20 protein-coding genes are annotated in these 24,491 nt (G+C 70.3%); 2 read left to right on the top strand and 18 right to left on the bottom strand.

Going from position 1 to position 24,491, the window contains the following annotated elements; all coding sequences use genetic code 11:
* Positions 1-2 precede the first annotated feature (2 nt).
* From KV106_RS14440 to KV106_RS14360, 17 genes are all read right to left on the bottom strand, one after another.
* Positions 3-920 carry a DUF3883 domain-containing protein gene (locus tag KV106_RS14440; protein ID WP_261210814.1) on the bottom strand — a complete coding sequence of 306 codons (918 nt, stop codon included), beginning with the start codon at positions 918-920 and terminating at the stop codon, positions 3-5.
* An 88-nt stretch (positions 921-1,008) separates the two neighbouring features.
* A complete protein-coding gene (locus KV106_RS14435; protein WP_261210813.1) occupies positions 1,009-2,199 on the bottom strand; it encodes a glycoside hydrolase 100 family protein in 1,191 nt (396 codons plus the stop codon).
* Positions 2,196-2,936 (bottom strand): hypothetical protein, encoded by a 741-nt coding sequence (locus tag KV106_RS14430; RefSeq protein WP_261210812.1) that lies wholly within the window; start codon positions 2,934-2,936, stop codon positions 2,196-2,198. Before KV106_RS14430 ends, KV106_RS14435 begins: the two co-directional genes overlap by 4 nt.
* A gap of 138 nt (positions 2,937-3,074) precedes the next feature.
* Positions 3,075-3,467, bottom strand: a complete 393-nt coding sequence (locus KV106_RS14425) for a hypothetical protein (protein ID WP_057591994.1) — start codon at positions 3,465-3,467, stop codon at positions 3,075-3,077.
* A 76-nt stretch (positions 3,468-3,543) separates the two neighbouring features.
* Positions 3,544-4,716: a BMP family ABC transporter substrate-binding protein gene (locus KV106_RS14420; RefSeq protein WP_057591996.1), complete on the bottom strand. Its 1,173-nt coding sequence runs from the start codon at positions 4,714-4,716 to the stop codon at positions 3,544-3,546.
* A gap of 50 nt (positions 4,717-4,766) precedes the next feature.
* The gene (locus KV106_RS14415) at positions 4,767-5,687 is read right to left on the bottom strand and encodes an ABC transporter permease (RefSeq protein ID WP_057591998.1); all 921 of its coding nucleotides are present in this window, start codon (positions 5,685-5,687) and stop codon (positions 4,767-4,769) included.
* 330 nt (positions 5,688-6,017) lie between these two features.
* A complete protein-coding gene (locus tag KV106_RS14410; protein ID WP_057591999.1) occupies positions 6,018-7,163 on the bottom strand; it encodes an ABC transporter permease in 1,146 nt (381 codons plus the stop codon).
* Positions 7,156-8,697: an ABC transporter ATP-binding protein gene (locus KV106_RS14405; RefSeq protein WP_261210811.1), complete on the bottom strand. Its 1,542-nt coding sequence runs from the start codon at positions 8,695-8,697 to the stop codon at positions 7,156-7,158. The genes KV106_RS14410 and KV106_RS14405 overlap by 8 nt, the downstream gene beginning before the upstream one ends.
* A 148-nt stretch (positions 8,698-8,845) precedes the next feature.
* Positions 8,846-10,147: an NCS2 family permease gene (locus KV106_RS14400; protein ID WP_093340442.1), complete on the bottom strand. Its 1,302-nt coding sequence runs from the start codon at positions 10,145-10,147 to the stop codon at positions 8,846-8,848.
* Between the two features lie 144 nt (positions 10,148-10,291).
* Positions 10,292-11,269 (bottom strand): LysR family transcriptional regulator, encoded by a 978-nt coding sequence (locus tag KV106_RS14395; protein ID WP_057592004.1) that lies wholly within the window; start codon positions 11,267-11,269, stop codon positions 10,292-10,294.
* 193 nt (positions 11,270-11,462) lie between these two features.
* Positions 11,463-13,922 carry a xanthine dehydrogenase molybdopterin binding subunit gene (gene xdhB, locus KV106_RS14390; RefSeq protein ID WP_261210810.1) on the bottom strand — a complete coding sequence of 820 codons (2,460 nt, stop codon included), beginning with the start codon at positions 13,920-13,922 and terminating at the stop codon, positions 11,463-11,465.
* Positions 13,923-13,926: 4 nt separating this feature from the next.
* Positions 13,927-15,570, bottom strand: coding sequence for a xanthine dehydrogenase small subunit (gene xdhA, locus KV106_RS14385; protein WP_261210809.1), 1,644 nt, complete (start codon positions 15,568-15,570; stop codon positions 13,927-13,929).
* Positions 15,571-15,772: 202 nt separating this feature from the next.
* On the bottom strand, positions 15,773-17,071 hold the full coding sequence (locus tag KV106_RS14380) for a four-carbon acid sugar kinase family protein (protein WP_261210808.1): 1,299 nt from the start codon (positions 17,069-17,071) through the stop codon (positions 15,773-15,775).
* On the bottom strand, positions 17,068-18,351 hold the full coding sequence (locus KV106_RS14375) for a ribulose-bisphosphate carboxylase large subunit family protein (protein ID WP_409976521.1): 1,284 nt from the start codon (positions 18,349-18,351) through the stop codon (positions 17,068-17,070). The genes KV106_RS14380 and KV106_RS14375 overlap by 4 nt, the downstream gene beginning before the upstream one ends.
* Positions 18,352-18,356: 5 nt before the next feature.
* The gene (locus KV106_RS14370) at positions 18,357-18,896 is read right to left on the bottom strand and encodes a VOC family protein (RefSeq protein WP_057592011.1); all 540 of its coding nucleotides are present in this window, start codon (positions 18,894-18,896) and stop codon (positions 18,357-18,359) included.
* Positions 18,897-18,927: 31 nt separating this feature from the next.
* Entirely contained in the window at positions 18,928-20,829 is a 1,902-nt protein-coding gene (locus tag KV106_RS14365) for a TRAP transporter large permease (RefSeq protein WP_261210806.1), read from the bottom strand.
* Positions 20,830-20,838: 9 nt separating this feature from the next.
* Positions 20,839-21,876 carry a TRAP transporter substrate-binding protein gene (locus KV106_RS14360; RefSeq protein WP_203202321.1) on the bottom strand — a complete coding sequence of 346 codons (1,038 nt, stop codon included), beginning with the start codon at positions 21,874-21,876 and terminating at the stop codon, positions 20,839-20,841.
* Positions 21,877-21,988: 112 nt separating this feature from the next.
* On the opposite strand from KV106_RS14360, the gene KV106_RS14355 reads away from it, so the two are divergent.
* Positions 21,989-23,062 (top strand): LacI family DNA-binding transcriptional regulator, encoded by a 1,074-nt coding sequence (locus KV106_RS14355; protein ID WP_057592014.1) that lies wholly within the window; start codon positions 21,989-21,991, stop codon positions 23,060-23,062.
* A 38-nt stretch (positions 23,063-23,100) separates the two neighbouring features.
* The gene (locus tag KV106_RS14350; protein ID WP_261210805.1) at positions 23,101-23,538 is read left to right on the top strand and encodes a hypothetical protein; all 438 of its coding nucleotides are present in this window, start codon (positions 23,101-23,103) and stop codon (positions 23,536-23,538) included.
* Between the two features lie 6 nt (positions 23,539-23,544).
* On the opposite strand, the gene KV106_RS14345 is transcribed toward KV106_RS14350, so the two are convergent.
* A complete protein-coding gene (locus KV106_RS14345) occupies positions 23,545-24,474 on the bottom strand; it encodes a LysR family transcriptional regulator (protein WP_093340459.1) in 930 nt (309 codons plus the stop codon).
* Between the last annotated feature and the right edge of the window lie 17 nt (positions 24,475-24,491).

Genomic DNA, 24,491 nt, shown 5'->3' with positions numbered 1-24,491 from the left:
GTTCAGAGCGGCTCGAAGCCGGGCGCCTGCGTCATCTCGGTGGGCTTGTAGATCTTGTGCGCGGCCGTGGTGGTCGCCACGTCGGACACCACCAGCAGGCGCCACAACGGCTCGCCGACCGAGCTCAGTTGCTCCTCGCGCGTGAGGCGGAAGGTCGGGAAGCCCGAGGCCGTGCCCTTGACCGTGACCTTGAGCAGGGTCGCGCCCTTCGAGTTCGACACCACGATGTCGTAGCCGGTCTTCTGGCTGCGCACGTCCTCGGCGTTGTAGCCGTAGCCCTTGAAGTGGCGCATCACGTAGTCCATGGCGGCCTCCTGCACGGCCTCGGCCGAGCCCAGCTTCGCCGCGCCGTCGGCACCGGCCGCGGCCTCGTCGGGCACGTTGCCCTTGGCGCGAGCGGCCTGGATCGCGGCCTCGTCGGGCACCCAGCCGCGCGGGCCGCGCACCAGCACCGCGAACTTGCGCTCGGGCTCCCAGCTCGCGACGTGCCATTCGGCGTCGTCGCGCACGCGCGTGGAGACCTTGGCGCTGCGGTTGGTTTCGATCTCGCCGATGGCGATGCGGTTGGTCTGCACCACGGCGCGGAAATCCTGGCCGGCGTCGAAGGTGCGCTTGAGCAGCGCGAGGCGGTCGGCGGCGCGCTGCGACTGGAACGCGGTGCGCGGGCCGCCGCCGGGGCGGAACTGCACGTCGAGCGACTCGAGGCAGAACCAGCGCCCGCCCTCGCCGAGGTTGACGTACTCGCCCCAGATGGTGGCGATCACGTTGTCGCCGGTGGCGAGCCAGGCGTGGTCCGAGGCCTTCTCGCGCGCGTCGAACACACCCATCTTGGCGACGATGTCGACCGGCGTGAGCCGGGGGCCGGAGAGACGCATCTCATCGATGACGGCGAGTACTTTGGGGTCGACTTCCTTGTCCATGCGGGGGTCTTGTGCGAGAGGCAGATTGGAGATTGCGGGGGGTGGCGAGTATGCCGCAACCGGAAGCCGGCCGCCCTCGAGCGCCCCCTCACCAGGCCGTGGCGACGCCCTCGAGCGCGCGCCGCGCCAGCAGGAAGGTGGCGGCATTCCAGCTCTGGCCCGCCATGCCCATCGGCGCCAGCGTGCGGCCATGGAACCACTCGGTGAAGCGCCAGCCGTCGAGCTCGTTGGCCCGCGCCAGCTTCGCGAGTTCGGCCCAGCCCTCGGCCGCGAGCCCCAGCCTGGCGAGCGCCATGGCCCAGAAACCACCCACGAAGGGCCAGATGCCGCCGTTGTGGTACTGGTGCACCAGGTTCTGCCGGTGCCGGCCCATGTAGGCGCGCCACAGATCGTGCTGCGGCGACAGCGGATGCAGCACCACGCGCACCGGGTAGGGATCGCTCGCGCGCGCGCCCTCGATGGTGTTGACGATGCGGTGCGCCATCGCCTCGTCGGCCAGCCCGGCCTGGATCGCCAGCACGTTGCCGAACACATCGCCCTCGTCGCCCACCACCGCGAGGTTGACGAAGCTCAGGTACAGCCCCGGATCGCGCCGGCCGCGGCGCGCGTAGTGCTGCAGCAGCCGCGCGCGGTGGTATTCGGGCAGGTCTCGCTGGAACGGGTTGAACAGGTGGTTGAAGTGGTGCCGGGTCTCGTCGGCCTGCGCGATCGCGAAGCGGCGCTTGACGTCGAACCACAGCGCGTTGGTGTAGAGCACGTAGCCCGAGCGCGGCATGATGTCGGCCCAGTCGCTGGCCTCGTTCTGCTGCAGTAGCCGGAAGTGCTGGTGCTCCTGCGCCAGCAGCCAGCCGACCGCGCGCTGCACGCCGTCGGCCCAGTGCGTGGCGCCCACCTTGCCGTGGCGGCGCACGTGGTCTACCGCGATCAGCCACCAAAGCGTGGCGTCGATGCAGCCCAGATACCAGAAGTCGGCGTCCTGGCCCTCGGGATCGACGTATTTCGGGATCTGCCCGTTGGCCGCCTGCTGCGCCGCGAGCGCGTCGAGGCTCGCGACCGCGCCCTGCTCGAGCGCGGGCACGCCGCTGCCGCACATCGCCATCACGCAGATCGCCGCGTCGCGCCCGAAGATGCGCGTGTAGCGCCGCGCCACCGCGGCCTCGGTGCGGCTCGCGGCCAGGATGCCGTGCGGCGTGAGGTTGGCTTCGAGCAGCGCGAGCGAGGCCTGGGTGCAGGCGTCGACGAGCGCGAGGGAGGAGGTGTCGAGCGTCGTATCGGTCATGGGTCGGTGCGTTCGCTGGAGATCGTGGCTTCGGCCTCGGCCGCGCCATGGTGCAGGCCCATGCCGGCCCCGAGGCCCGCGCCCATGCCGGCGCCCATGCCGCCGCCGCCCATGCCGCCGCCTCCGCCCTTGCCACCGCCACCACCACCGGCATTGCCGCCGCCACCGCCCGCGCGCTCGCCGCGCGTGGCCGTGCCCTTGAGCCGCAGCGGCCCCTGCTTCGGGATGCCGAGCGTCGGCGGCACCGGATCGAGGTCGAGCACCGCGCGGATGAAGGTGCGCAGCGAGACCACGAGCTCGGCCGTCTCCACGCTGCGGCCCGCGACCATGTCTGCCGCGGCCTTCGCGGCCAGCCGCACCTGCTCCTCGGTGCCGAGCAGGATCACGTCGGACAGCGCGGTCTCGACCGCATCGCGGATGCGGCGGCGCCGGTCCGAGGCGGGCAGGCCGGCGTCGGCGCCGCCTTCGGCCTCGGCCTGCAGGCCGCGCGTGCGCAGCTCGCGCAGATGGCTGGGGTCGACCGCGAGCTCGCCGGTGAACGAGCCGCCGAGCACCTTGTAGGCCGCGATCAGGGTCTTGAGCCGCTCGTTGATCTGCCGGTTCTGCCGCTCGCGCCGCTGCTGCACGCTGAGCATCACGACGATGCGGATGCCGACCGCGACCAGCGACACCAGCACCAGGCCGAGCAGGGTCGAGAGCAGGCCTTGCCAGGATGTGAAGTCGAGTGAGTTGCGCATCGGGAAGCCGTGGCGTTCTGAAGAAAAGGCCCGCATCGCGCGCGGGCCGTGCGTCGGCTCACAGTATCCACAGGTGGGTGGCGCCCGGCTGTAGGTCGCGGCGCACGATGCGGCCCGCCCGAAAAAGCAGGCCGTCCCTCAGGGACACACCAGCTCCGTCTTCGCCACCGCGCACAGCCGCGCCTTCTCGGCCTCGGTCAGCGCCGGCCCCTTGACCATCCCGTCGAGCATCAGCACCGCGGGATAGAGCCGCCGGTCGCGCGGGTTCTTGCGGTAGGCCTGCATCACGCGCTGCTGGCTTTCGTCCTTGCAGACCTTGGCCATCTCCCGCTTCACCTCGCGGTCGCGCGCCGAGCCGTCGCCGCCGAATTCGCCGGCAAAGTGGAAGCACATCGCGGCATCCTCGACGGCCTGGCGCAGCGGCTGCTCGTCCTTCGAGAAACGCGGCGGCGTCTCGCCAGCCGCGGCGGCGGGCAGCGAGACCAACGCCGCGAGGGCTGCGGCAACGAAGGGGCGAAAAATGCGCTTCATCGAACGGATCCTCCATGAAAAAAGGCCGCCCCGAAGGCGGCCTTGCCTGCATCGCGACGCGAAGCAGCCTGCTTGTTTACTTCTTGTCGCCGCCCGGCACCTTGCCTTCGACGCCCTTGACGTAGAAGTTGATGCCGGTCAGGAACTTGTCGTCGGCGACCGCGTCCTTGGCGACCACTTCCTTGCCGTCCTGACCGAGGATCGGGCCCTTCCAGATCGAGAAGCTGCCGTCCTTCAGGCCCTTCTTGACTTCGTCGACCTTGGCCTTGGCTTCGGCCGGCACGTCCTCGGCGATCGACACGAGGTCGATGGCGCCTTCCTTGACGCCCCACCAGGCCTGGCCGGTGGCCCACTTGCCGTCGAGCGCGTCCTGCGTGGCCTTGATGTAGTACGGCGCCCAGTTGATGGTGGCCGAGCCCAGGTGGGCCTTGGGACCGTAGGCGGTCATGTCGGAGTCCCAGCCGAAGGCGCGCTTGCCCTTTTCCTGCGCGGTCTTGAGCACGGCCGGCGAGTCGGTGTTCTGGAACAGGATGTCGGCGCCGCCGTTGATGAGCGCGGTGGCGGCTTCGGTTTCCTTCGGCGGGCTGAACCACTCGTTGACCCACACGACCTTGGTCGTGATCTTCGGGTTGACCGACTGGGCGCCGAGCGTGAAGCTGTTGATGTTGCGCAGCACCTCGGGGATCGGCACCGAGCCGACGACGCCGAGCGTGTTCGACTTGGTCATGGCGCCCGCGATGATGCCGGCCATGTACGCGCCTTCGTAGGTGCGGCTGTCGTAGGTGCGCATGTTCTCGGCGGTCTTGTAGCCGGTGGCATGCTCGAACTTGACGTCCTTGCTGTCGTTGGCGACCTTGAGCATGGGCTCCATGTAGCCGAAGGTGGTGCCGAAGATCAGCTTGTTGCCCTGGCCGACCATGTCGCGGAACACGCGCTCGGCGTCGGCGCCCTCGGGCACGCTTTCCACGAAGGTGGTCTTGATCTTGTCGCCGAATTCCTTCTCGAGCGCCTTGCGGCCGTTGTCGTGCGCGAAGGTCCAGCCGCCGTCGCCCACGGGTCCGATGTATGCGAATGCGATGTTGAGCGGCGCTGCCGGAGCCGGCGCTGCGGCGGCGGGTGCCGGAGCCGGTGCGGGCGCGGCGGCCGGTGCTGCCGCTTCTTCTTTCTTGCCGCAGCCGATCAAGGCTGCCGAAGCGACCGCCGTGAGGGCGGCGAGCTTGAGCAGGGAGCGCTTGTTCAGATCATTCATTGTCGGAAATCCTCAAAAAGGACGGGTTGGCGGAAAAACGAAAACCGCGATTATGAGCCGGGGTAGAACGGTTTCCCGATCGAAGCCGGCATGTTGACGCGAATGAATGCGGGGTTGCGCGAGATCAGGGCCAGCACCACGATGGGCGCGATGTACTGCAACATGCTGAGGAACTGCGAGGGCACGTCGACGCCGCTGCTCTGCAGATGGAAGCCCAGCATCGAGACGCCGCCGAACAGGTAGGCGCCCAGCAGCACGCGCATCGGCCGCCAGGTGGCGAAGGTGGTGAGCGCCAGCGCGATCCAGCCGCGGCCCGCGACCATGCCCTCGACCCACAGCGGGGTGTAGACGGTCGAGAGATACGCGCCCGAAAGGCCGCACAGCGCCCCGCCCGCGATCACGGCCATGAGGCGGATGCGCCGCACCGGATAGCCCAGCGCATGCGCCGATTCGGGCGACTCGCCGACCGAGCGCAGCACGAGGCCGGCGCGCGTGCGGTAGAGAAACCAGATCAGGCCCACGGTCAGCAGCACGGCGACGTAGACCATCGGGTGATGGCGGAACAGCGCGGGGCCGAGCAGCGGAATGTCGGCCAGCACGGGAATCGCATAGCTGGCGCTCTCGGGCAGCTTGGCCTGCACGAAGTTGATGCCGGCGAAGGCCGAGAAGCCGACACCGAACAGGCTCAGCGCGAGGCCGGTGGCGTACTGGTTGGTGTTGAGCCAGATGACGAGCACGCCGAAGAAGGCGGCCAGCAAGGCCCCGGCGGCCATGCCGGCGAGCAGGCCGAGCCAGGGGTTGTGGGTGGTCACCACGGTGGCGAAACCGGCGATGGCGGCGCACAGCATCATGCCCTCGGCGCCGAGGTTGACGATGCCGGCCTTCTCGTTGATGAGGAGGCCGAGCGCGGCGATGGCCAGGACGGTGCCGGCGCTCAGGGTGGAGCCGAGCAGGAGTGCGTAGCTGTCCATTTTTTTAGTGGCTCTCGTTGCTTGGGTTGCTCGGGGTGCAGAGGGGACGGTCGGGGCGCGTGCACAGGACAGCGGGTACTTCCCTCCGCGAATGTCCCCCGCCTTCGGCTCCTCCTTTATTTCGCTGCGGGAAGCACCCACTGCCCTGTGCACGTGGGCGCAGTCGTTGTGCCGGCCGGTTCAACCGACCTGCCCCAGGCTCACGTCGATGGCGTACTCCCCGCAGCGAAATAAAGGAGGAGGCCGCAGGCCGGGGGACATTCGCGGAGGGGAGTACGCCGTCGGCGTGAGCCCACCCCGAACGAACCAGATCGAAAGCGCAGGACAGCATCACAGCGCCCCCTCGGTCGTACGCGCAACAGGCGCAGTCAAAGGCGTACTCGCTTGCAGAGAACTCGTCGTGAGCACGGCAGCCTTCGCAGCCGCCTTGCGACGAACCCGATAGGCAATCAAGGTATCGCAAGCCAGCAGCGTGAACAGCAGCAGCCCCTGGAACACCCCCGTCAGCGACTTCGGCAGCCCGAGCCGCGACTGCGCGAGCTCGCCGCCGATGTAGAACATGCTCATCAGGATGGCCGAGAACACCATCCCCACCGGATGCAGGCGGCCGACGAAGGCCACGATGATGGCCGCGAAGCCGTAGCCGGCCGGCACGTAGGGCGTGAGCTGACCGAGCGGACCGGCCACTTCGAGCGCACCGGCCAGGCCGGCCGCGCCGCCCGAGGTCAAGAGCGCGATCCACACCGCGCGGCGCGCCGAGAAGCCCGCATAGCGCGCCGCCGCGGGCGCGAGGCCGCCGACCTGCTGCGCGAAGCCCGCGCGCGTGCGGAACAGGAACACCCACAGCGCCCCCACCCCCACCAGCGCGATGATCACCCCGATCGTCACGCGCGAGCCCTTGAACAGGCGCGGGATCTGCGTCACCGCCTCGAAGGTCTTCGACTGCGGGAAGTTGTAGCCGTTGGGATCCTTCCAGGGGCCGAACACCATGTAGCTCAGCAGCAGCGTCGCCACGTACACCAGCATCAGGCTCACCAGGATCTCGTTCGCGTTGAAGCGGTCGCGCAGCCAGGCCACGATGCCGGCCCAGACCATGCCGCCCAGCGTGCCCGCCACCAGGATCGCCAGCACGATCCAGCCGCCCGTGGTCTTGTCGGCCATCAGCGCCACGCCGCCCGCGGCGATCGCGCCGAACACGAACTGGCCCTCGGCGCCGATGTTCCACACGTTGGAGCGAAAGCAGACCGCCAGGCCCAGCGCGATGATCAGAAGCGGCGTGGCCTTCACCGTCAGCTCGCCCAGCGCATAGCCGTTCTTGATCGGCTCGTAGAAGAACACCAGCAGGCCCTTGACCGGGTCCTTGCCGAGCGCGGCGAACAGCGCCACGCCGATCAGCACCGTGATCAGCAGCGCCAGGATCGGCGAGGCGAAGGTCCAGAAGCGCGAGAGCTCCGGACGGGGTTCGAGCTTAAGCATGGGCGGCCTCCTCGTTCTTGTTGCTCTTGCCGGGTTGGCCCGGCCACAGCCCGCTCATCCATTCGCCGATCTGCGCCAGCGTGGCGGCCGCGCGGTCGATCGAGGGCGACAGCCGCCCCTTGGCGATCACGTGCAGCCGGTCGCTGATGCTGAAGAGCTCGTCGAGCTCCTCGCTGATCACCAGCACCGCGCAGCCCGCGTCGCGCAGCGCGAGGATCTCGGCATGGATCAGCGCGGCCGCGCCCACGTCCACGCCCCAGGTCGGCTGCGAGACGATGAACAGCTTCGGGTTGGCGTCGATCTCGCGGCCGACGATGAACTTCTGCAGGTTGCCGCCCGACAGCGAGCGCGCCGCCGCCTTCGGGCCGCCGGCCTTGACCTTGAAGCGCTCGATGATGGACCTGGCCTGGCGCTCGAGCGCGCCGGTGCGGATCCAGCCGCCACGGCCCACCGCGTCGCCGCGCGTCAGCAGCAGGTTGTGCGCGAGCCCCAGCGTGGGCACCGCGCCGCGGCCCAGCCGTTCCTCGGGCACGAAGTGCAGGCCCAGCGCACGGCGCGCGCGCGGGCGCAGCCGGCCGGCCGGCTGGTCGAAGACCCGCACCATCGCCGCCTCGGCACGCACGTCCTCGCCCGAGAGCGTGTAGAGCAGCTCCTTCTGGCCGTTGCCCGACACGCCCGCAATGCCCACCACCTCGCCCGCGCGCACCTCGAAGGACACGCCCTCGAGGTCCACGCCGAACTGGTCCTCGCGCGCCAGCGTGAGGCCCTGCACGCGCAGCGCCACCGCGCCCGCATGCACCGGACGGTGCTCGAGCGGCGGCGGCTCGCTGCCGATCATCAGCCGCGACAGCGACTCGTTGCTCTCGTTCTTCGGGTTGCACACCCCCGTGACCTTGCCGCCGCGCAGCACCGTGCAGGCGGTGCACAGTTCGCGGATCTCGTGCAGCTTGTGGCTGATGTAGAGGATGCTGCAGCCCTCGGAGGCCAGCTTGTTGAGCACGCCGAACAGCTTGACCACCGCCTGCGGCGTGAGCACCGAGGTCGGCTCGTCGAGGATCAGCAGCTTGGGGTCGGTCAGCAGCGCGCGGATGATCTCCACCCGCTGCATCTCGCCCACCGACAGCGTGTGGACCGGCCGCGCGGGATCGATGTCGAGGCCGTACTCGCTCGCCTTGGCCGTGATGCTGCGCGCCACGTCGGCCAGCGCCAGCGACTTGTCGAGGCCGAGCCAGACGTTCTCGGCCACCGTGAGGGTGTCGAACAGGCTGAAGTGCTGGAACACCATGCTGATGCCCAGCGCGCGCGCCTGCTGCGGGTTGCGCAGGTTCACCGGCTGGCCGTCGAATGCGACGCTGCCCTCGTCGGGCTTGACCGAGCCGTAGATGATCTTCATCAGCGTCGACTTGCCGGCGCCGTTCTCGCCGAGCACGGCGTGGATCTCGCCCGGTTGCACCGCCAGCGAGATGTCGCTGTTGGCGACCACCGCCGGGTAGCGCTTGGTGATGTGCGCGAGCTGGAGTCTGGGTGTTGTCATGCCGGTTCCGTGGGTTGTCTCGTTCGGTACAGGAATGGGCCTCGTCTCGCGGGTTCCGATGTACGTCGATAGCTATAAGTTTAATAGCGTGCCCACGGAATCCGGGCGATGGAAGACCCCGACTCCGGGGCTTCGGCTGATTTCGGGTTCAGTGGCCCGTCACGTAGACGAACTTGAACAGGAAGATGGCGGCGATGACCCACACCATGGCATGCACTTCCCGTGCCCGGCCGGTGAACAGCTTGAGCACGGCGTAGGTGATGAAGCCGAAGGCCAGGCCGTTGGCGATCGAGTAGGTGAAGGGCATGGCCAGCGCGGTCACGGCCGCGGGGATGACCTCGGTGGTGTCCTCCCAGTCGAGCTCGACCAGGTCGCGCAGCATCAGGCAGCCCACGAACAGCAGCGCCGGCGCGGTGGCATAGGCCGGCACCGAGCCCGCGAGCGGCGAGATCATCAGGCAGGCCAGGAACAGCACCGCCACCACCACGGCCGTGAGGCCGGTGCGACCGCCCGCCTGCACGCCGGCCGCGCTCTCCACGTAGGCCGTGGTGCTCGAGGTGCCGAGCAGCGAGCCCGCGAAGATCGCGCCGCTGTCGGCCAGCAGCGCCTTGTTCATGCGCTCCATCTTGCCGGGCACCAGCAGGCCGGCGCGCTTGGCCACGCCCATCAGCGTGCCGGTGGCGTCGAACATCTCGACCAGGAAGAACACCAGCACCACGTTGAGGATGCCGCCCTTGAGCGCGCTCAGGATGTCGAGCTGCATGAAGGTGGGCGCGATCGACGGCGGCGGCGCGAACACGCCGTGGAACTTGTTGCCGCCGAAGAAGAAGGACAGCACCGTGACCGTGACGATGCCGATCAGGATCGCGCCGCGCACCTTGAGCTTGTCGAGCACCACGATGATCAAAAAGCCCAGCGTGGCCAGCACCACCGGCGCCGAGTGCAGGTCGCCCAGCGTCACGAAGGTGGCCGGCGAGGCCGCGACCACGCCCGCGCTCTTGAGCGCGATCAGCGCGAGGAACATGCCGATGCCCACCGTGATCGCCGTTCGCAGCGACTGCGGTATGCCCTGGATGAACAGCTCGCGCAGCCCCGTGACCGTGACGATCAGGAACAGGCAGCCCGAGATGAAGACCGCGCCCAGCGCGGTCTGCCACGTGTAGCCCATGCCGAGCACCACCACGTAGGCGAAGTAGGCGTTCAGGCCCATGCCCGGCGCCATGGCGATCGGGTAGTTGGCGTACAGGCCCATGATCAGCGTGCCCAGCGCCGCGATCAGGCAGGTGGCCACGAAGACCGCGCCCTTGGGCATGCCCGCGTCGCCGAGGATCGATGGGTTGACGAAGATGATGTAGGCCATCGTCAGGAAGGTGGTGAGCCCCGCGATGACCTCGGTGCGCACGGTGGTGTTGTGTTCGTTGAGCTTGAACACCTTGTCGATCCAGTTCATGGGTTTCTTGTCTCCGGGATGTGTTGTCTCGTGTCGCGTCGTGCGGCGTCGTTCTGAAGAAAAAGCGGGCCGAGCCCGTCCCTGGCGCGAGCTCGGTCGCGCCTCGAGGTCCTTGGGGTTCTGGTGGTGAGGGAGCCGGCGCCGTCAGGCGCCCAGGGGCGGCGGATCGCGCGCATCGCGCGCGGGCGGGGTGGGCGGACGCAGCGAGGCCGCCACGTCCTTGATGCATTCGCGCAGCCAGCGCGCCGAGCTCGACGAGTGGGTGCGCTCGTGCCAGAGCTGGTAGTACATGAGCCGCGGCAGCGCCACCGGGCAGTCGAGGATCTTCAGCGGCAGCCGCGCGGCGAAGCGCTCGCAGTACTGGCGGCCGGTGGTCAGCACCAGCAGGCTCGAGGCCACCATGTCGGGGATCAGCCCGAAGTGCGCGCAGCGCGCCGTGATGTTGCGCTGGCGCCCGAGCTCGTCGAGCATCTGGTCGATGATGCCGCGCCCGCCCGGGTGCATGGGCGTGGGCGCGATGTGCTCGGCCTGCAGCCAGGTCTCGAGGTCCCAGCCGCGGCGCACCGCCGGATGGTCCTGGTTCACCAGCGACACCACCTCGTCACCGAACAGGCGTGCCATGTGCAGGTCCTCGGGTGGCTTGAGCCAGTTGCCGATCACCACGTCGACCTGGCCCAGCGACAGGTGGCCGTGGTAGTCGGAGTCGGGCGACAGCGGATGGATCTCGATGTGGCACAGCGGCGCCTCGCGCTTGACCTGCGCCACCAGCATGGGCAGGAAGATCGGGTCCATGTAGTCGCTGGCCGCGATGCGGAAGGTGGTGCTGGCCGATTGCGGGTCGAAGCCGCGCGCATCGGAGAACAGCATCTCGGCCGCGCGCAGGATGCTCGCGGCCGGCTCGATCATGCGCAGCCCCGCATCGGTGGGCACCATGCCCGAGCCCGAACGCACCAGCAGCGGATCGCCCGAGAGCTCGCGCAGCCGCTTGAGCGCGGCCGACACCGCCGGCTGGTACATCCCGAGCCGGATCGCGGCGCGCGAGACGCTGCGGTCGGTCAGCACGGTGTGCAGCACCCGGATCAGGTGAAGGTCGATCTTGTCGAAAAGCGCCTGGTCTCTCATGGCCGCTCGCACGGAAGTGGTCGATGCGAGGCGTTATACAGCCGGGGAGCGGGATCGGACAGCCGGACGCAGAGGACGCGAAGGATCCGCGAAGGACGCAAAAGGAAGACATGGCAATGTTCAATCTGGCTTCTTTTGCGTTCTTTGCGAAATCTTCGCGTCCTCTGCGTCCGGAAATCCGTGTTCTCGGCGCTCATTCCACCTGCGATGTCGTCACGGCCGTCACGGCGCGCAGGATCGATTCGCTCGTGGCGGGCGCGCGCAGCGGCGGGTCGACGCGGTGGCCGCCCGCGGCCGACACGGCGTCGCGGATCGCGAAGAAGACCGAGAACGGCAGCAGCAGCGGCGGCTCGCCCACGGCCTTGCTGCGGTGGATCGAGTCCTCGAAGTTCTGGCCCTCGAACAGCCGCACGTTGAACACCGGCGGGCAGTCGTTGGCGGTCGGGATCTTGTAGGTGCTGGGCGCGTGGGTCGTGAGCTTGCCGCTCTGCGGATGCCACACCAGTTCCTCGGTCGTGAGCCAGCCCATGCCCTGGATGAAGGCGCCCTCGACCTGGCCGATGTCGACCGCCGGGTTCAGCGACTTGCCCGCGTCGTGCAGGATGTCGGCGCGCAGCAGCTTCCATTCGCCGGTCAGCGTGTCGACGATCACCTCGCTGACCGCCGCGCCGTAGGCGTAGTAGTAGAACGGGCGGCCCTGCATCTTGTCCTTGTCCCAGCTCAGGCCGGGCGTGGCGTAGAAGCCGTCGGACCACAGCTGCTTGCGGTCGAGGTAGGCCTCGCCCACCACGGTGCTGAAGGCCAGCGTGCGGCCGTTGACCTCGACCTTGTCGTTGGCGAAGCGCACCGCGCCGGGCTCGCCGCCATGGCGCTCGGCCGCGCTCTGCGCCAGCCGCTCGCGGATCTGGCGCGCGGCGTCCTGCGCGGCCTTGCCGTTGAGGTCGGCGCCGGTCGAGGCCGCCGTGGCCGAGGTGTTCGCGACCTTGGTCGTGTCGGTGGCCGTGACGCGCACGCGCTCGAAGCTCACGCCGAGCTCGTGCGCCACCACCTGCGCCACCTTGGTGTTCAGGCCCTGGCCCATCTCGGTGCCGCCGTGGTTCACCAGAATCGAGCCGTCGGTGTAGACGTGCACCAGCGCGCCGGCCTGGTTGAAGTGCTTGACGTTGAACGAGATGCCGAACTTCAGCGGTGCCAGCGCCAGCCCGCGCTTGAGCACCGGGCTCGCGGCGTTGAAGCCGGCGATCTCCTCGCGCCGCGCGCGGTAGTCGCTCGTGGCCTCGAGCTCGGCCACCAGCTCGTGCACGATGTTGTCGGTCACGGTCTGGCGGTAGGGCGTCACGTTGTTCTCGCCCTTGCCGTAGAAGTTGACGCGCCGCACGTCGAGCGGGTCGCGGCCCAGCGCGCGCGCCACCGAGTCCATGATGTTCTCGATCGCGATCGCGCCCTGCGGGCCGCCGAAGCCGCGGAAGGCCGTGTTGCTCTGCGTGTTGGTCTTGCCCGAGTAGCCGTGCATGCTGACGTTGGGCAGCCAGTAGGCGTTGTCGAAGTGGCACAGCGCGCGCGTCATCACCGGGCCCGACAGGTCGGCCGAGTGGCCGGCGCGCGAGACCATGGTGATCTCGGCGCCGAGCAGGCGGCCCTCGTCGTCGAAGCCCACCTCGTACTCGTACCAGAAGCAGTGGCGCCGGCCCGTGACCATGAAGTCGTCGTCGCGGTCCAGCCGCAGCTTGACCGGGCGGCGCAGCTTGCTCGCGGCCACCGCGGCCACGCAGGCGAACAGCGCCGACTGCGACTCCTTGCCGCCGAAGCCGCCGCCCATGCGCCGGCACTCGACGTGCACCTCGTTCGACTGCAGGTGCATCGCGTGCGCGACCAGGTGCTGCATCTCGCTCGGATGCTGGGTCGAGCAGTGGATGTGCAGCGCGCCGCCCTCCTTCGGGATCGCGTAGCTGATCTGGCCCTCGAGATAGAACTGCTCCTGCCCGCCGACGTCGAGCGTGGCCTTGAGCCGGCGCGGCGCGGCCGCGATGGCGGCGCGCACCGCGGCCTCGTCGCCGCCGTTGGCGGCACCGCCGCTGCGCACGATGTGCATCGGCGGCACCACGTACTGGCCGCGCGCATGCGCGTCCTGCGGCGTGAGCACCGGCGGCTGCGCCTCGATGGTCAGCGCGTCCTTGGCGCGCGCGGCGGCGCGGCGCGCGGCGTCGCGGGTGCGCGCGATCACGGCGAACACCGGCTGGCCCAGGTAGCGGATCTCGCCGCCGTCCTTCACGGACAGCAGGATCGGGTCGTCGTGGATGATCGAGCCGCAGTCGTTGGTGCCGGGGATGTCGTCGGCCGTGATCACCGACACCACGCCCGGCATGGCGCGGATGGCGTCGAGCGACAGCGCCGTGACGCGCCCGTTGGCCGCGGGCGACAGGCCCAGCGCGCAATGCAGGGTGCCGGCGATCTCGGGGATGTCGTCGATGTAGGTGGCCTCGCCGGCCACGTGCAGGTGCGCCGATTCGTGCGGGCGGCTGATGCCCACGCGCACGCCCTGGTCGTGGGCGAGCGCCTCGGCACCCTGGTCGATGCGGGCGGCGGTGTTCTTCAGGTAGTCGGCAAAGGCCTCTGCGGGTTGCAGCAGGCGGGCATCGAGGGGCTTGTTCATGGTCTCAGACTCCTTGCGCGGCCGGCTTGGCGGTGGCGGCGTGCGGCATCACGCTCCAGACGCTGGTGGCGCTGCCGGGCAGCGCATCCTCGGCCCGGGTCTCGAGCCACAGGCGCTGGATCAGGTTCTGCGCCACCTGCATCCGGTAGTCGGCCGAGGCACGCATGTCGGACAGCGGCTTGAAGTCCTGCGCCAGCGCCAGCTTGGCGGCGTTCACGCTGGACTGGGTCCAGGGCTTGCCGACCAGCGCGGCCTCGGCCTGCGCCGCGCGCTTCACGGTGGCGGCCATGCCGCCGAAGGCCAGGCGCACGGCCTTCACCTTGTTGCCGCCGGGCTCGAGCTCGAGCGCGAAGCCCGCGCACAGCGCCGAGATGTCGCAGTCGAAGCGCTTGCTGATCTTGTAGGCGCGCACCTGGCGGCGCATCGCGGCCAGCGGCAGCCACAGGCCCTGCACGAATTCGCCGGGCTGCAGCTGGTTCTTCATGTAGTCGACGTAGAAGTCGGGCAACGGCATGCGGCGCACCTCGGCACCGCGGCGCAGCTCGATCTCGGCGTCGAGCGACATCAGCACCGGCGGCGAGTCGCCGATCGGCGAGCCGTTGGCCACGTTGCCGCCCATGGTGCCGGCATGGCGGATCGGCGGCGAGGCGAAGCGCAGCCAGACGTCGGCCAGGCTGGGCACGCGCTCGACCAGCGCCGCGAAGGCCGATTCGAGCGAGGCGCCCGCGCCGATATAGAGGTGGTCGCCGCGGACCTCGACGGTCTTGAGCTCGGGCACGTCGCCCACGTAGATGATGTCGCCGAGGTCGCGGAACTGCTTGTTGACCCACAGGCCCACGTCGGTCGAGCCCGACAGCAGTTGCGCGCGCGGCTTCTGCTCGCGCAGCGCGGCCAGCTGCTCGAGCGAGCGCGGCGCGTGGAAGCGGTCGATGCGCGCGCCCAGCGGGGCCGCGTACTCGAAGCCCGTGGCGCCGGAGGGCGGATTCAGCGCGGTGAGCGCGGCCACCACCGCGCGGCTGTCCAGCCGCACCGGCGGCAGGTCGAACATGCGCTGGCCCGCGTCGAGGATCGGGCGGTAGCCGGTGCAGCGGCACAGGTTGCCCGAGAGGTCGTCGGCCAGCTGCTGGCGCGAGGGCTGCGTGCCGCGCGCCTGGTGATGCTCGTAGGCCGACCACAGCGACATCACGAAGCCCGGCGTGCAGAAGCCGCACTGCGAGCCGTGGCAGTCGACCAGCGCCTGCTGCACCGGGTGCAGGCAATGCACGGGGTGCGGGCGCTTGTCGCCCTCTTGAAGTGCGGGGGCCGGGGCTGCCTGCGAAGCTTGGCACTGGTCCTTGAGGTCCTCGACCGTGAACAGCGCCTTGCCGTTGAGCGTGGGCAGGAACTGGATGCAGGCATTGACCGTCTGCAGCCGCAGGCCGCCGACCGCGTCGGGCGCGCCGGCCTCGGCCAGCTCGCCGATCACCACGGTGCACGCACCGCAGTCGCCCTCGTTGCAACCCTCCTTGGTGCCGGTGCAGCGCGCGTCCTCGCGCAGCCAGTCGAGCACCGAGCGGGTCGGGTGGACGCCACTGACGTCGACGACCTGTCCGCGATGGAAGAATCGAATGGGCTGGCTGGGGCTGTGGCTGCTGCTCTCGGTACTCATGCTGTCGTGCTCGTGGGGTGGCGCGTGGTGGCCAGGCCTGGACGTTAGCGGCTTGCGCCGCCGCACGCATACCGTGGTGCCCATATTGCGTATGCGGGGCCCGGTATGCGACGTACGGGGAAACCCTGGATTCCGGGGCAATTCTCGTGCCATGGGGGCGCGGGCGCCATGGCCGCGCCGAAAAAACGGGCCTGGCGCCCGCTCAGCCGCCGGTGCCGTGCACCAGGCGCTCGAACACGTCCTGCGACCCCATCTGCCCGCCCTTGAGCATGATCTCGACCCCGTCGAGCCCCGGCGCCTCGCTGTGCAGCCGGCACAGCGCGGTGCCGGGCGCGAGCTGCGCGAGGTAGGACAGGCCCCAGGCGTCGAGCGCGCCCACGGCGAGGCTGGAGGTGTCGCCGCCGGCCACGCCCACGCGCGACAGCGGCACGGCCGCGAGCACGCGCGCCAGCAGTTCGCCGCCGGCCTCGGCCAGCGCGCGCGCGGGCACGCGCGTGTGGCCGGCGCGCGCGGCCTCGGTGGCGGTGCAGGCCAGCACATGGGCACCGGTCGAGAGCCGGTCGGCCAGCTCGCGCGCGGACTGCGCCAGATGATCGGAATGGGGGTCGACCAGCCGCGCCGCGTCGAGCCAGACGACCTCGAAGGACCGCGCGGCCGCCACCTGCCGCGCCGTGACTGGCGAGAGGCTGCCGGCCAGCACGAACACCGGGCCGCGCGCGGGCGCCACGGCGGCCGGCGCCGCGGGCGCATCCGCCAGCCGCGGCGCGAAGGCCTGCACCACGCTGCTCGGGCCGACGGCCAGCAGCGGCGCTTCGGCGGTGGCGAGCGGCCACAGCGCCGCGCCGATGGCCTCGAGGTCCTCGGGCCGCGCGACATCGAACAGCACGGCCTCGGGCTGCTCGCCCAGCACGGCGGCCAGCGCCTCGCCCGTGGCCGCATGCCGTGGGTATGGCAGCAGCGCGGTCTCGCCCAGGCCCTGCGCCTGTAGATGCAGCCGCAGGTCCGACTCGCGCATCGGCGTGACCGGATGGCGGCTCATGGTCGGGTGGCGGTCGATGCGGTGCACCATGCCGCCGCTGCCGGCCGCGGCGAACAGGTGGCCGAACAGGCAGTAGCGCTCGAGGTTCGGCTGGCCGCCGACGATCGCGGTCCAGGGCTGGCCGGCGGCGGGGCGCAGCGCCTCGATGGCGACGGCGATGTTGCCGACGCCGGGCGCGCTGTCGAAGGTGGAGCAGGTCTTGTAGTGCAGAACGCGCGCGCCGAGCCCGGCCATCAGCCGCGCGACCGGCGCGAGTTCCGCGCGCATCGCGTCCGGCGCCATCGAGCGCGCCGCGCCCGCGATGCCCAGGCAGTCGAGCGGACCGGCGCGCGCGAGCAGCGGCTCGTCGGGCACGCGCAGGAACAGCAAGGCGCGCAGCCCGGCACGCGCCGCGGTGGCGAGCGTGTCGGTGGCGCCGGTGAAGTCGTCGCCGTAGTAGGCGAGCGGCACCGGCGTGCTCATTGGGCGCCGAAGAAGGCCAGCGCCTGCGCCAGCTCCCGCGCCTCGCGCGCGGCCTCGGCCACCGGCACGCCCGCGCGCGCCGCGGCCCAGGCCTGGCGGATGCTCGCCACGCCCGCGGCCGCGCCGCCCGGATGGGCCAGGATGCCGCCGCCCGACATGAACAGCAGGTCGTCGCTGCCGACCGCGGCCCAGGTCGGCGCCACGGTGCCGGCCCACTGGCCCGAGGAGAAGGCGGGCATCACGCGGTCATCGAAGGCGCCCTCGCCCGCCACCAGCGGCGCCAGGCAGTCGCGCGCCGACTCGATCACCTCCGCGTCGGGCTGCGAGAACTTGCCCTGCAGCCCGTGCACGTGCATGTGGTCGACGCCGGCCAGCCGCCACAGCGCCTGGTAGGCCTGGAACGAGATGCCCAGCAGCGGATGGCGCGACAGCGCGCCGTAGCCGTTGCGATGGCCGTGCAGCGCCAGCGGCGTATGGCGCCGCAGGGTCTGGATGCCCGAATGGCCGCACCAGTTGAGGCTGGCCATCACGCAGCTGCCGCCCTCGCGCTCGACCAGGTCGGCATGGCGCTTCATGGCGTCGGTCTCGTCGGTGATGTTGAAGGCCACCATCACCTGCTTGCCGGTGCGCTGCGCATGGTCGCGCACCACCGCCATCACGGCCGGCACGCGCTCGGCCAGCGGTGCATGCAGCGGATCGGCCGAGACCTCGTCGTCCTTGATGAAGTCCACGCCGGCGGCGCACAGCCGCGCCACCAGCTCGGCGGTCTGCGCGGCCGAGAAGCCGACGTTGGGCTTGATGATGGTGCCCACCAGCGCGCCCGATTCCACGCCGGTGGCACGACGGGTGCCGGCCACGCCGTGACTCGGCCGCTCGAACCGCGCGCGGTAGGCCGCGGGCAGCTGCAGCGATTCGAGCCGCAGCCCCGTGACCTCGCCGAGGTCGTAGAGGTTGCCCGCGACCGTGGCCGCCAGCGTCGGCAGGTTGGCGCCGATGTTGGCGACGGGAAACGAGATGTCGACCAGCGCGCGCCGCCACGGCCCGCGCCGGCCCTGGCGCTCGAGCAGCGCATTGGGCAGGCTGGGCGCCGCGGCCGGCTCGAGCTCGTCGATGGCCTCGACGGTGGCGCGCGCCCGCGCGCGCAGGTCGTCGGTCTCGCCCTCGACGCGCGTGAAGGTGCCGCACGACTGCTCGCCCGCCATCACCTCGGCCACCGCGGCCGGCTCGAGCGGCGTCTCGATGCGGTAGCGCGCGCGGATGCGCTGTTCTGCCTGCGCCATCGTCATCAGAGCTTCGACAGGTCGGGGAAGGGCCGCACCGGCTCGCTGCCGTCCCAGCCTTCGGAGGCCGCGCGAATCAGGTCGAACATCTTCCCCTTCGGCCCGGCCACTTCCGACAGCTCGATCACGGTGCCCGGGTGGTATTCGGTGTCGAAGTAGATGAAGCGGCCGCGCTCGCCCACCTCGCCGCTCATCACCGGCTTGAAGCCCTGCGCCGTGAGGCGCGCGAGGTCGGCGTCGTAGTCGGCGGTCCAGTAGGCCACGTGCTGCAGGCCGGTGCGGCCCGCGCGCAGGAAGTCGCGGTACATCGAGGGCACGTCGTTGCGGGTCTGGATCAGCTCGACCTGCACATAGCCCGAGTTGGCCAGCGCCACCGAGTTGTGCGGCTCGTGCGCCTCGCCGTTGTAGCGGTAGTTGCGGATCGGCACCTTGGGGTTGTAGAACCAGGGACCGACGCCGAGCTCGCGGCTCCAGTAGTCCATGGCGGCCTCGATGTCGGGCACCACATAGCCCAGTTGGCGGATCTCGCCGAGGAATCGACTCATTTTCTTGCGCGCTCCGTTGTGCGTGTTGTTGTCAGACTTTGAGAAAACCGGTGGAGAACCACGGGATCGCGGCGACCAGCACCAGCCCCGCGAGCAGCGCGGCCATGTAGCCCCAGATGTGGCGGATGCCCTCGTCGGGATCGACCTTGCTGACGGCGCAGGCGCCGTAGTAGCCGACGCCGAAGGGCGGCGCGAACAGGCCGATGCCCATCGCGAAGATCACGACCATGGCGTAGTGCACCTCGTGCACGCCGGCCGCCTTGGCGATCGGGAACAGCAGCGGCCCGAACAGCACGATGGCCGGAATGCCCTCGAGCACGCTGCCCAGCACGATGAAGGCCACGATCGAGACCGCGAGGAAGCCGTAGGCGCCGCCCGGTATGCCGGCCATGAGCTTCGCGAGGTCCTGCGAGAAGCCCGACTGCGTGAGCCCCCAGGCCATGGCGGTGGCGCAGCCGACGATGAAGATGATGGCGCCCGAGAGCGAGGCGGTCTCGACCAGCATCGGGCGCAGCCGGCGCCAGTCGAACTGGCGGTAGATCAAGAGGCCGACCAGCGCCGAATAGACGATGCCGATGGTCGAGACCTCGGTGGCCGTGGCCACGCCCTCGACCACCGCGGCGCGGATCACGAAGGGCAGCAGCACCGCGGGCAGCGCCACCAGCAGCAGCTTGCCGATCTCGCGCGCGCCGTGGCGCTTCACCCGGCTCAGGTCCTCGCGGCGGTAGCGCCACCAGACCACCACGCAGAGCATGGCGCCGAGCACCACCGCGGGCATCAGGCCGCCGGTGAACAGCGCCGCGATCGAGATGCCGGTGACCGAGCCGATGGTGATCAGCACGATCGAGGGCGGGATGGTCTCGGTCTGCGCGCCGGTGGCCGACAGCAGCGCCACCAGGTCGCCGGGCTTGGCGCCGCGCTGGGTCATCTCGGGGAACAGCACCGGCGCGATGGCCGCCATGTCGGCGATCTTCGAGCCCGAGATGCCCGAGATCAGGTACATGGCGCCGATCAGCACGTACGACAGGCCGCCGCGCACATGGCCCAGCAGGCTCGCGAGGAACTGGATCATGGCGCGCGCCATGCCGGTCATCTCGATCAGCGCGCCGAGGAAGATGAACAGCGGCACCGCCAGCAGGATCAGGTGCGACATGCCTTCGTCGAGCCGGCCCACCATCACCAGCATCGGCGTGCGCGTGGTCAGCGCCAGGTAGCCGAAGGTGGCGAGCGCGAACGAGAAGGCGATCGGCACGCCGGCGAACACGGTGAAGGCCACCACGCCGACGAAGAAGATCAGCAGGTTGAGCTTGCCCAGCGGCGCCAGCACCGGCCCCGCGAGCCAGAAGGCGGCCACGAGCGCCACGGTGCCGAGCGCGGCCACGGCGATCTGCCGCAAGGTGCACACGCGCAGCAGCCGCAGCAGCGCCACCACCCCCATCAGCGCGATGCCCGCGGGGATGGCCGAGGCGCGCCAGGCATTGCTGATCTCGAGCGCGGGCGTGACGACGAAGGACTCCTCGTGCGCGTAGTCGATGGCCGGCCAGGCCACCAGCGCGAGGAAGGCCACCGAGGCCGTGATGGCGAAGGTATCGAACAGCGCGCGCGTGTCGGGCCGCAGCCGCGCCACGAAGGCGGTCATGCGCATGTGCTCGCCGCGGCGCAGCGCCACCACGGCACCGAGCATCGACAGCCACAGGAACAGGATCGAGGCCAGCTCGTCGGACCACACCAGCGGCGCATGGAAGGCATAGCGCGCCGTGACGCCCGCGAACAGCACCACGATCTCGGCCAGCACCAGCAGCGCGGCCAGCGACTCCACCGTGCCGCCGAGCCTGCGGTCGAGGCGGCCGGCCAGCGGCGCCAGCGCGTTCGGATGGGCCACGGCGGCGCCACCAGGGGCGAGCGCGTCGGCGGGAAGCACGTGCGAGGACATGGGTGACGCTCAGGCCAGCTTGCCCACGGCCTCTTCGAGCAGCGCCCAGGCCTCGGGGCCGAAGCGGCCCTTCCACTCGCCGTAGAAGCCCGAGTCGCGCAGCTTGGCGCGGAAGCTGTCGGCCGCCGGGCGGTTGATGGTCAGGCCCTTGGCCTGCAGGTCGCCGACCACCGACTCGTTGAGCTTGCGGATGTCCTCGCGCTGCTGCAGGCCGGCTTCGTTGATGGCGCGCGCGACGACGGTCTTCAGGTCGGCGGGCAGCGCGTCCCAGGCGCGGCCGTTGGCGATGAACCAGTAGCCGTCCCAGATGTGGTTGGTGAGCGAGCAGAACTTCTGCACCTCGAACAGCTTGGCGACCTGGATGATCGGCAGCGGGTTCTCCTGCGCGTCGACGATCTTCGTCTGCAGCGCCGAGTAGACCTCGCTGAACTGCAGGCTCGCGGGCGCGGCGCCCAGGCCCTTGAACATCGAGATCGACAGCGGGCTCACGGGCACGCGGATCTTCAGGCCATCCATGTCCTTGGCGGTGGCGACCGCGGCCTTGCTGCTGGTGGTCTGGCGGAAGCCGTTGTCCCACATCTTCTCGAAGGCGTAGAGGCGCGACTTGGCGATCGCGCCGCGCACATGGGCGCCGAGCTTGCCGTCCATCGCGGCCCAGACCTGCTTGTAGTCGGCGAAGGCGAAGCCCACCGCATTGATCGCGGCCACCGGCACCAGCGTGGCGATCACCAGCGCCGAGGGCGTGAAGAACTCGATGCCGCCCGAGCGCACCTGGGCCAGCATGTCGGTGTCGCCGCCGAGCTGGTTGTTCGGGAAGATCTTGATCTCGACCCGGCCGTTGGTCTCCTTGGCGATGCGGTCGGCCGCCTCCTGCGCGCGGATGTTCAGCGGATGGCTCAGCGGCAGGTTGTTGCCGTACTTGTACGAGAACTCCGCCGCGCGGGCCGTGCGCGGCAGGGCCGAGAACACGCCGGCGGCCGGAACGGCCGCGATGGCGGGAAGGGCGGACAGGGTGCGAATCGCGCTGCGGCGGGTGACCGGTGCCATGCTGTGTCTCCGTTGTGTGGATGATGCGAATTGATGCATCATTGATTGAATTTCCTCGAAGATATAGGCCTCACCCTGTACCGTCAAACCACGGTTTGATGGTTTTTGATGTATGCGGGTTAACCCTTCAAACCAATCCTCCGCGCCGGCCGATGGCGCCGCGGCGCGCGCCACCGTGGCCGACATCGCGCGCACCGCGCAGGTCTCGACCGCCACCGTCGACCGCGTGCTCAACAAGCGCCCCGGCGTGCGCGACGCCACCGTGCAGCGCGTGCTCAAGGCCGCCGCCGAACTCGGCTACCTGCCCGAGCGCGACCTCTACGCGGCGCTGGCGCCGCGGCCGCTGCGGCTGGTGTTCCTGCTGCCCAGCGGCACCAACCGCTTCATCCGCATGCTCGGCGACATGGTCGGCTACGCGCAGGAGCACTGGGCGCCGTTCAACGTGGTGTGCCGCACCGAGCTCACCGAGAGCTTCAACCCCGAGGCGCTGGCCGCCGCGCTGCTGCGCCTGGGCGGGCGCTGCGACGGCATCGCGATGATGGCGCTCGAGCATCCGGCCGTGCGCGAGGCCGTGGCCGCGCTGGCCGCGCGCGGCGTGCCGGTGGTGACGCTGATCTCGGACCTCGCGAACTCGCAGCGCGCGGCCTACATCGGGCTGGACAACCGCGCCGCCGGCCGCACCGCGGGCTACCTCATCGGCCGCTTCATCGGAGCGCGCGCCGCCAAGGTCGCGCTGATCGCGGGCAGCCTGCGCTACAGCGCGCACCAGGAGCGCGAGGCCGGCTTCCTGCAGGTGATCGACGAGATGTTCGAGCCGCTGCAGGTGGTGGGCCTGCGCGAGGGCCAGGACGATGCCGACAAGAACTACCGCCAGACCCGCGCGCTGCTCGAGCAGCATCCCGAACTCGCGGGCATCTACAACATCGGCGGCGCCTCCGACGGCGTGGCGCGCGCGCTCAAGGAAGCGCAGCGCGACCAGAAGGTGGCCTTCATCGGCCACGGCCTCACGCCCGACACGCGCGCGCTGCTGATCGACGGCAGCATGGACGCGGTGATCACGCAAAGCCCGCATGCGACCCTGATGAGCTGCGTGCGCATCTTCACCAACCTGCGCGAGGGGCGCGACGTGCTCAGCGGGGTGGAGACGACGCGCAGCGTGGTGATCTTCAGGGAGAACCTGCCTTGAGGCGCGGGGGTATTCGCGGCTGATGGAAACTAGCATCGATGCCGCAAGCCCCGTCCCCACGCCCCTGCTACGCGATCAAGACCGAGGTCGCCGACCCGCGCGCCACGCGCTTCGAATTCGCGGCCCAGAAGACCATGTACGGCGGCAGGCAGATCGCGCCCGGCGACACGGTGTTCGTGTTCGCGAGCGAGAACGCGGGCGGCGCCGGCCTGGTCGCGATGGGCATCGTGACCGCGGCCGAGGCGCTGCCGCTGCTGCCCGACCTCGAGCGGCAGACGCCGCGCGTGAGCATCGAGGTGCGGCGCACCGCGCTTGCCAAGGCGCCGCTCGGGCGGCGCGAGCTCAAGCCCCATGCCGACTGGAACGACGGCCGGCCCGAGACCGAGCTCAACTTCAAGTTCTACCGCCAGGCCACCGACAAGATCGTCGGCATCTCCGACGCCGCGGCGGACTACCTGCGCGCGTTCTTTCGCTGAGCCGGCTCAGCGCTCGGCACGGCCCGCGCGCTCGGCGAACAGCTCCGCGATCACCTGCCGCAGCCAGCGGTTCGCGGGGTCGGCCTCGAAGCGCTTGCTCCAGTGCAGCGACACCGTGAAGTCGCGCAGCGGAAAGGCCGGCTCGACGATCGCGTAGCCGCCCTCCTGCGCGAAGCCGCGCGCGATGTTGCGCGGCATCACCACCGCGAGGTCGGTGGCGCGCACGATGGCCGGCAGCACCATGAAGTGCTCGGTGGTCAGGCGCACGCGGTCCTCGAGGTTCAGCAGCTGCAGGATGCGCAGGGTCTCGGCATGGGTGCGCACCGCCACGTACTCGAGCGTCTGCAGCGCCTCGATCAGCGCCTGGCTGGTGCGCCGGCCGCGCGCGAACGGGTGGCCCTTGCGCAGCAGCACGATGTAGCGGTCCTTCAGCAGGTGCAGGCGCTGCGTGTCGCGCACCTTGGGCAGGAAGCCGAAGGCGAAGTCGACGCGGCCGCTGTCGAGCGCGGGCGCGATCTCGCCAGGCGCGAGCGGCAGCGTCTCCATGCGCACGCCGGGCGCGAGCTCGCCGAGCCGCGCCATCAGCGCGGGCAGGAAGCGGCCCTCGCCGATGTCGCTCATGTGAATACGAAAGACCTTGCGCGAGGCTTGCGGCTCGAAGCGCGCGGGCTCGTGCAGCGCCTCCTCGAGCAGCGCGAGCGCGGCCTGCACCGCGGCGGCGAGGCGCTCGGCGCGCGGCGTGGGCGCCACGCCGCCAGGGGCGCGCGTGAACAGCGCATCTTTCAGCAGCAGCCGCAGCCGGCCCAGGCCGTGGCTGGCCGCGGGCTGGGTCAGGCCCAGCGACTCGGCGGCACGGCTCACGCTGCGCGCGCGGTAGACGGCATCGAAGAGGCGCAGCAGGTTGAGGTCTATGGTTTCAATATGCATGCCGTTCATATCGCTTAGCTCGCTTA

The organism is Variovorax endophyticus, from assembly GCF_025376855.1.
Taxonomy (GTDB): Bacteria; Pseudomonadota; Gammaproteobacteria; order Burkholderiales; family Burkholderiaceae_C; genus Variovorax.
This window is presented reverse-complemented; position numbering and strand designations above follow the sequence as displayed.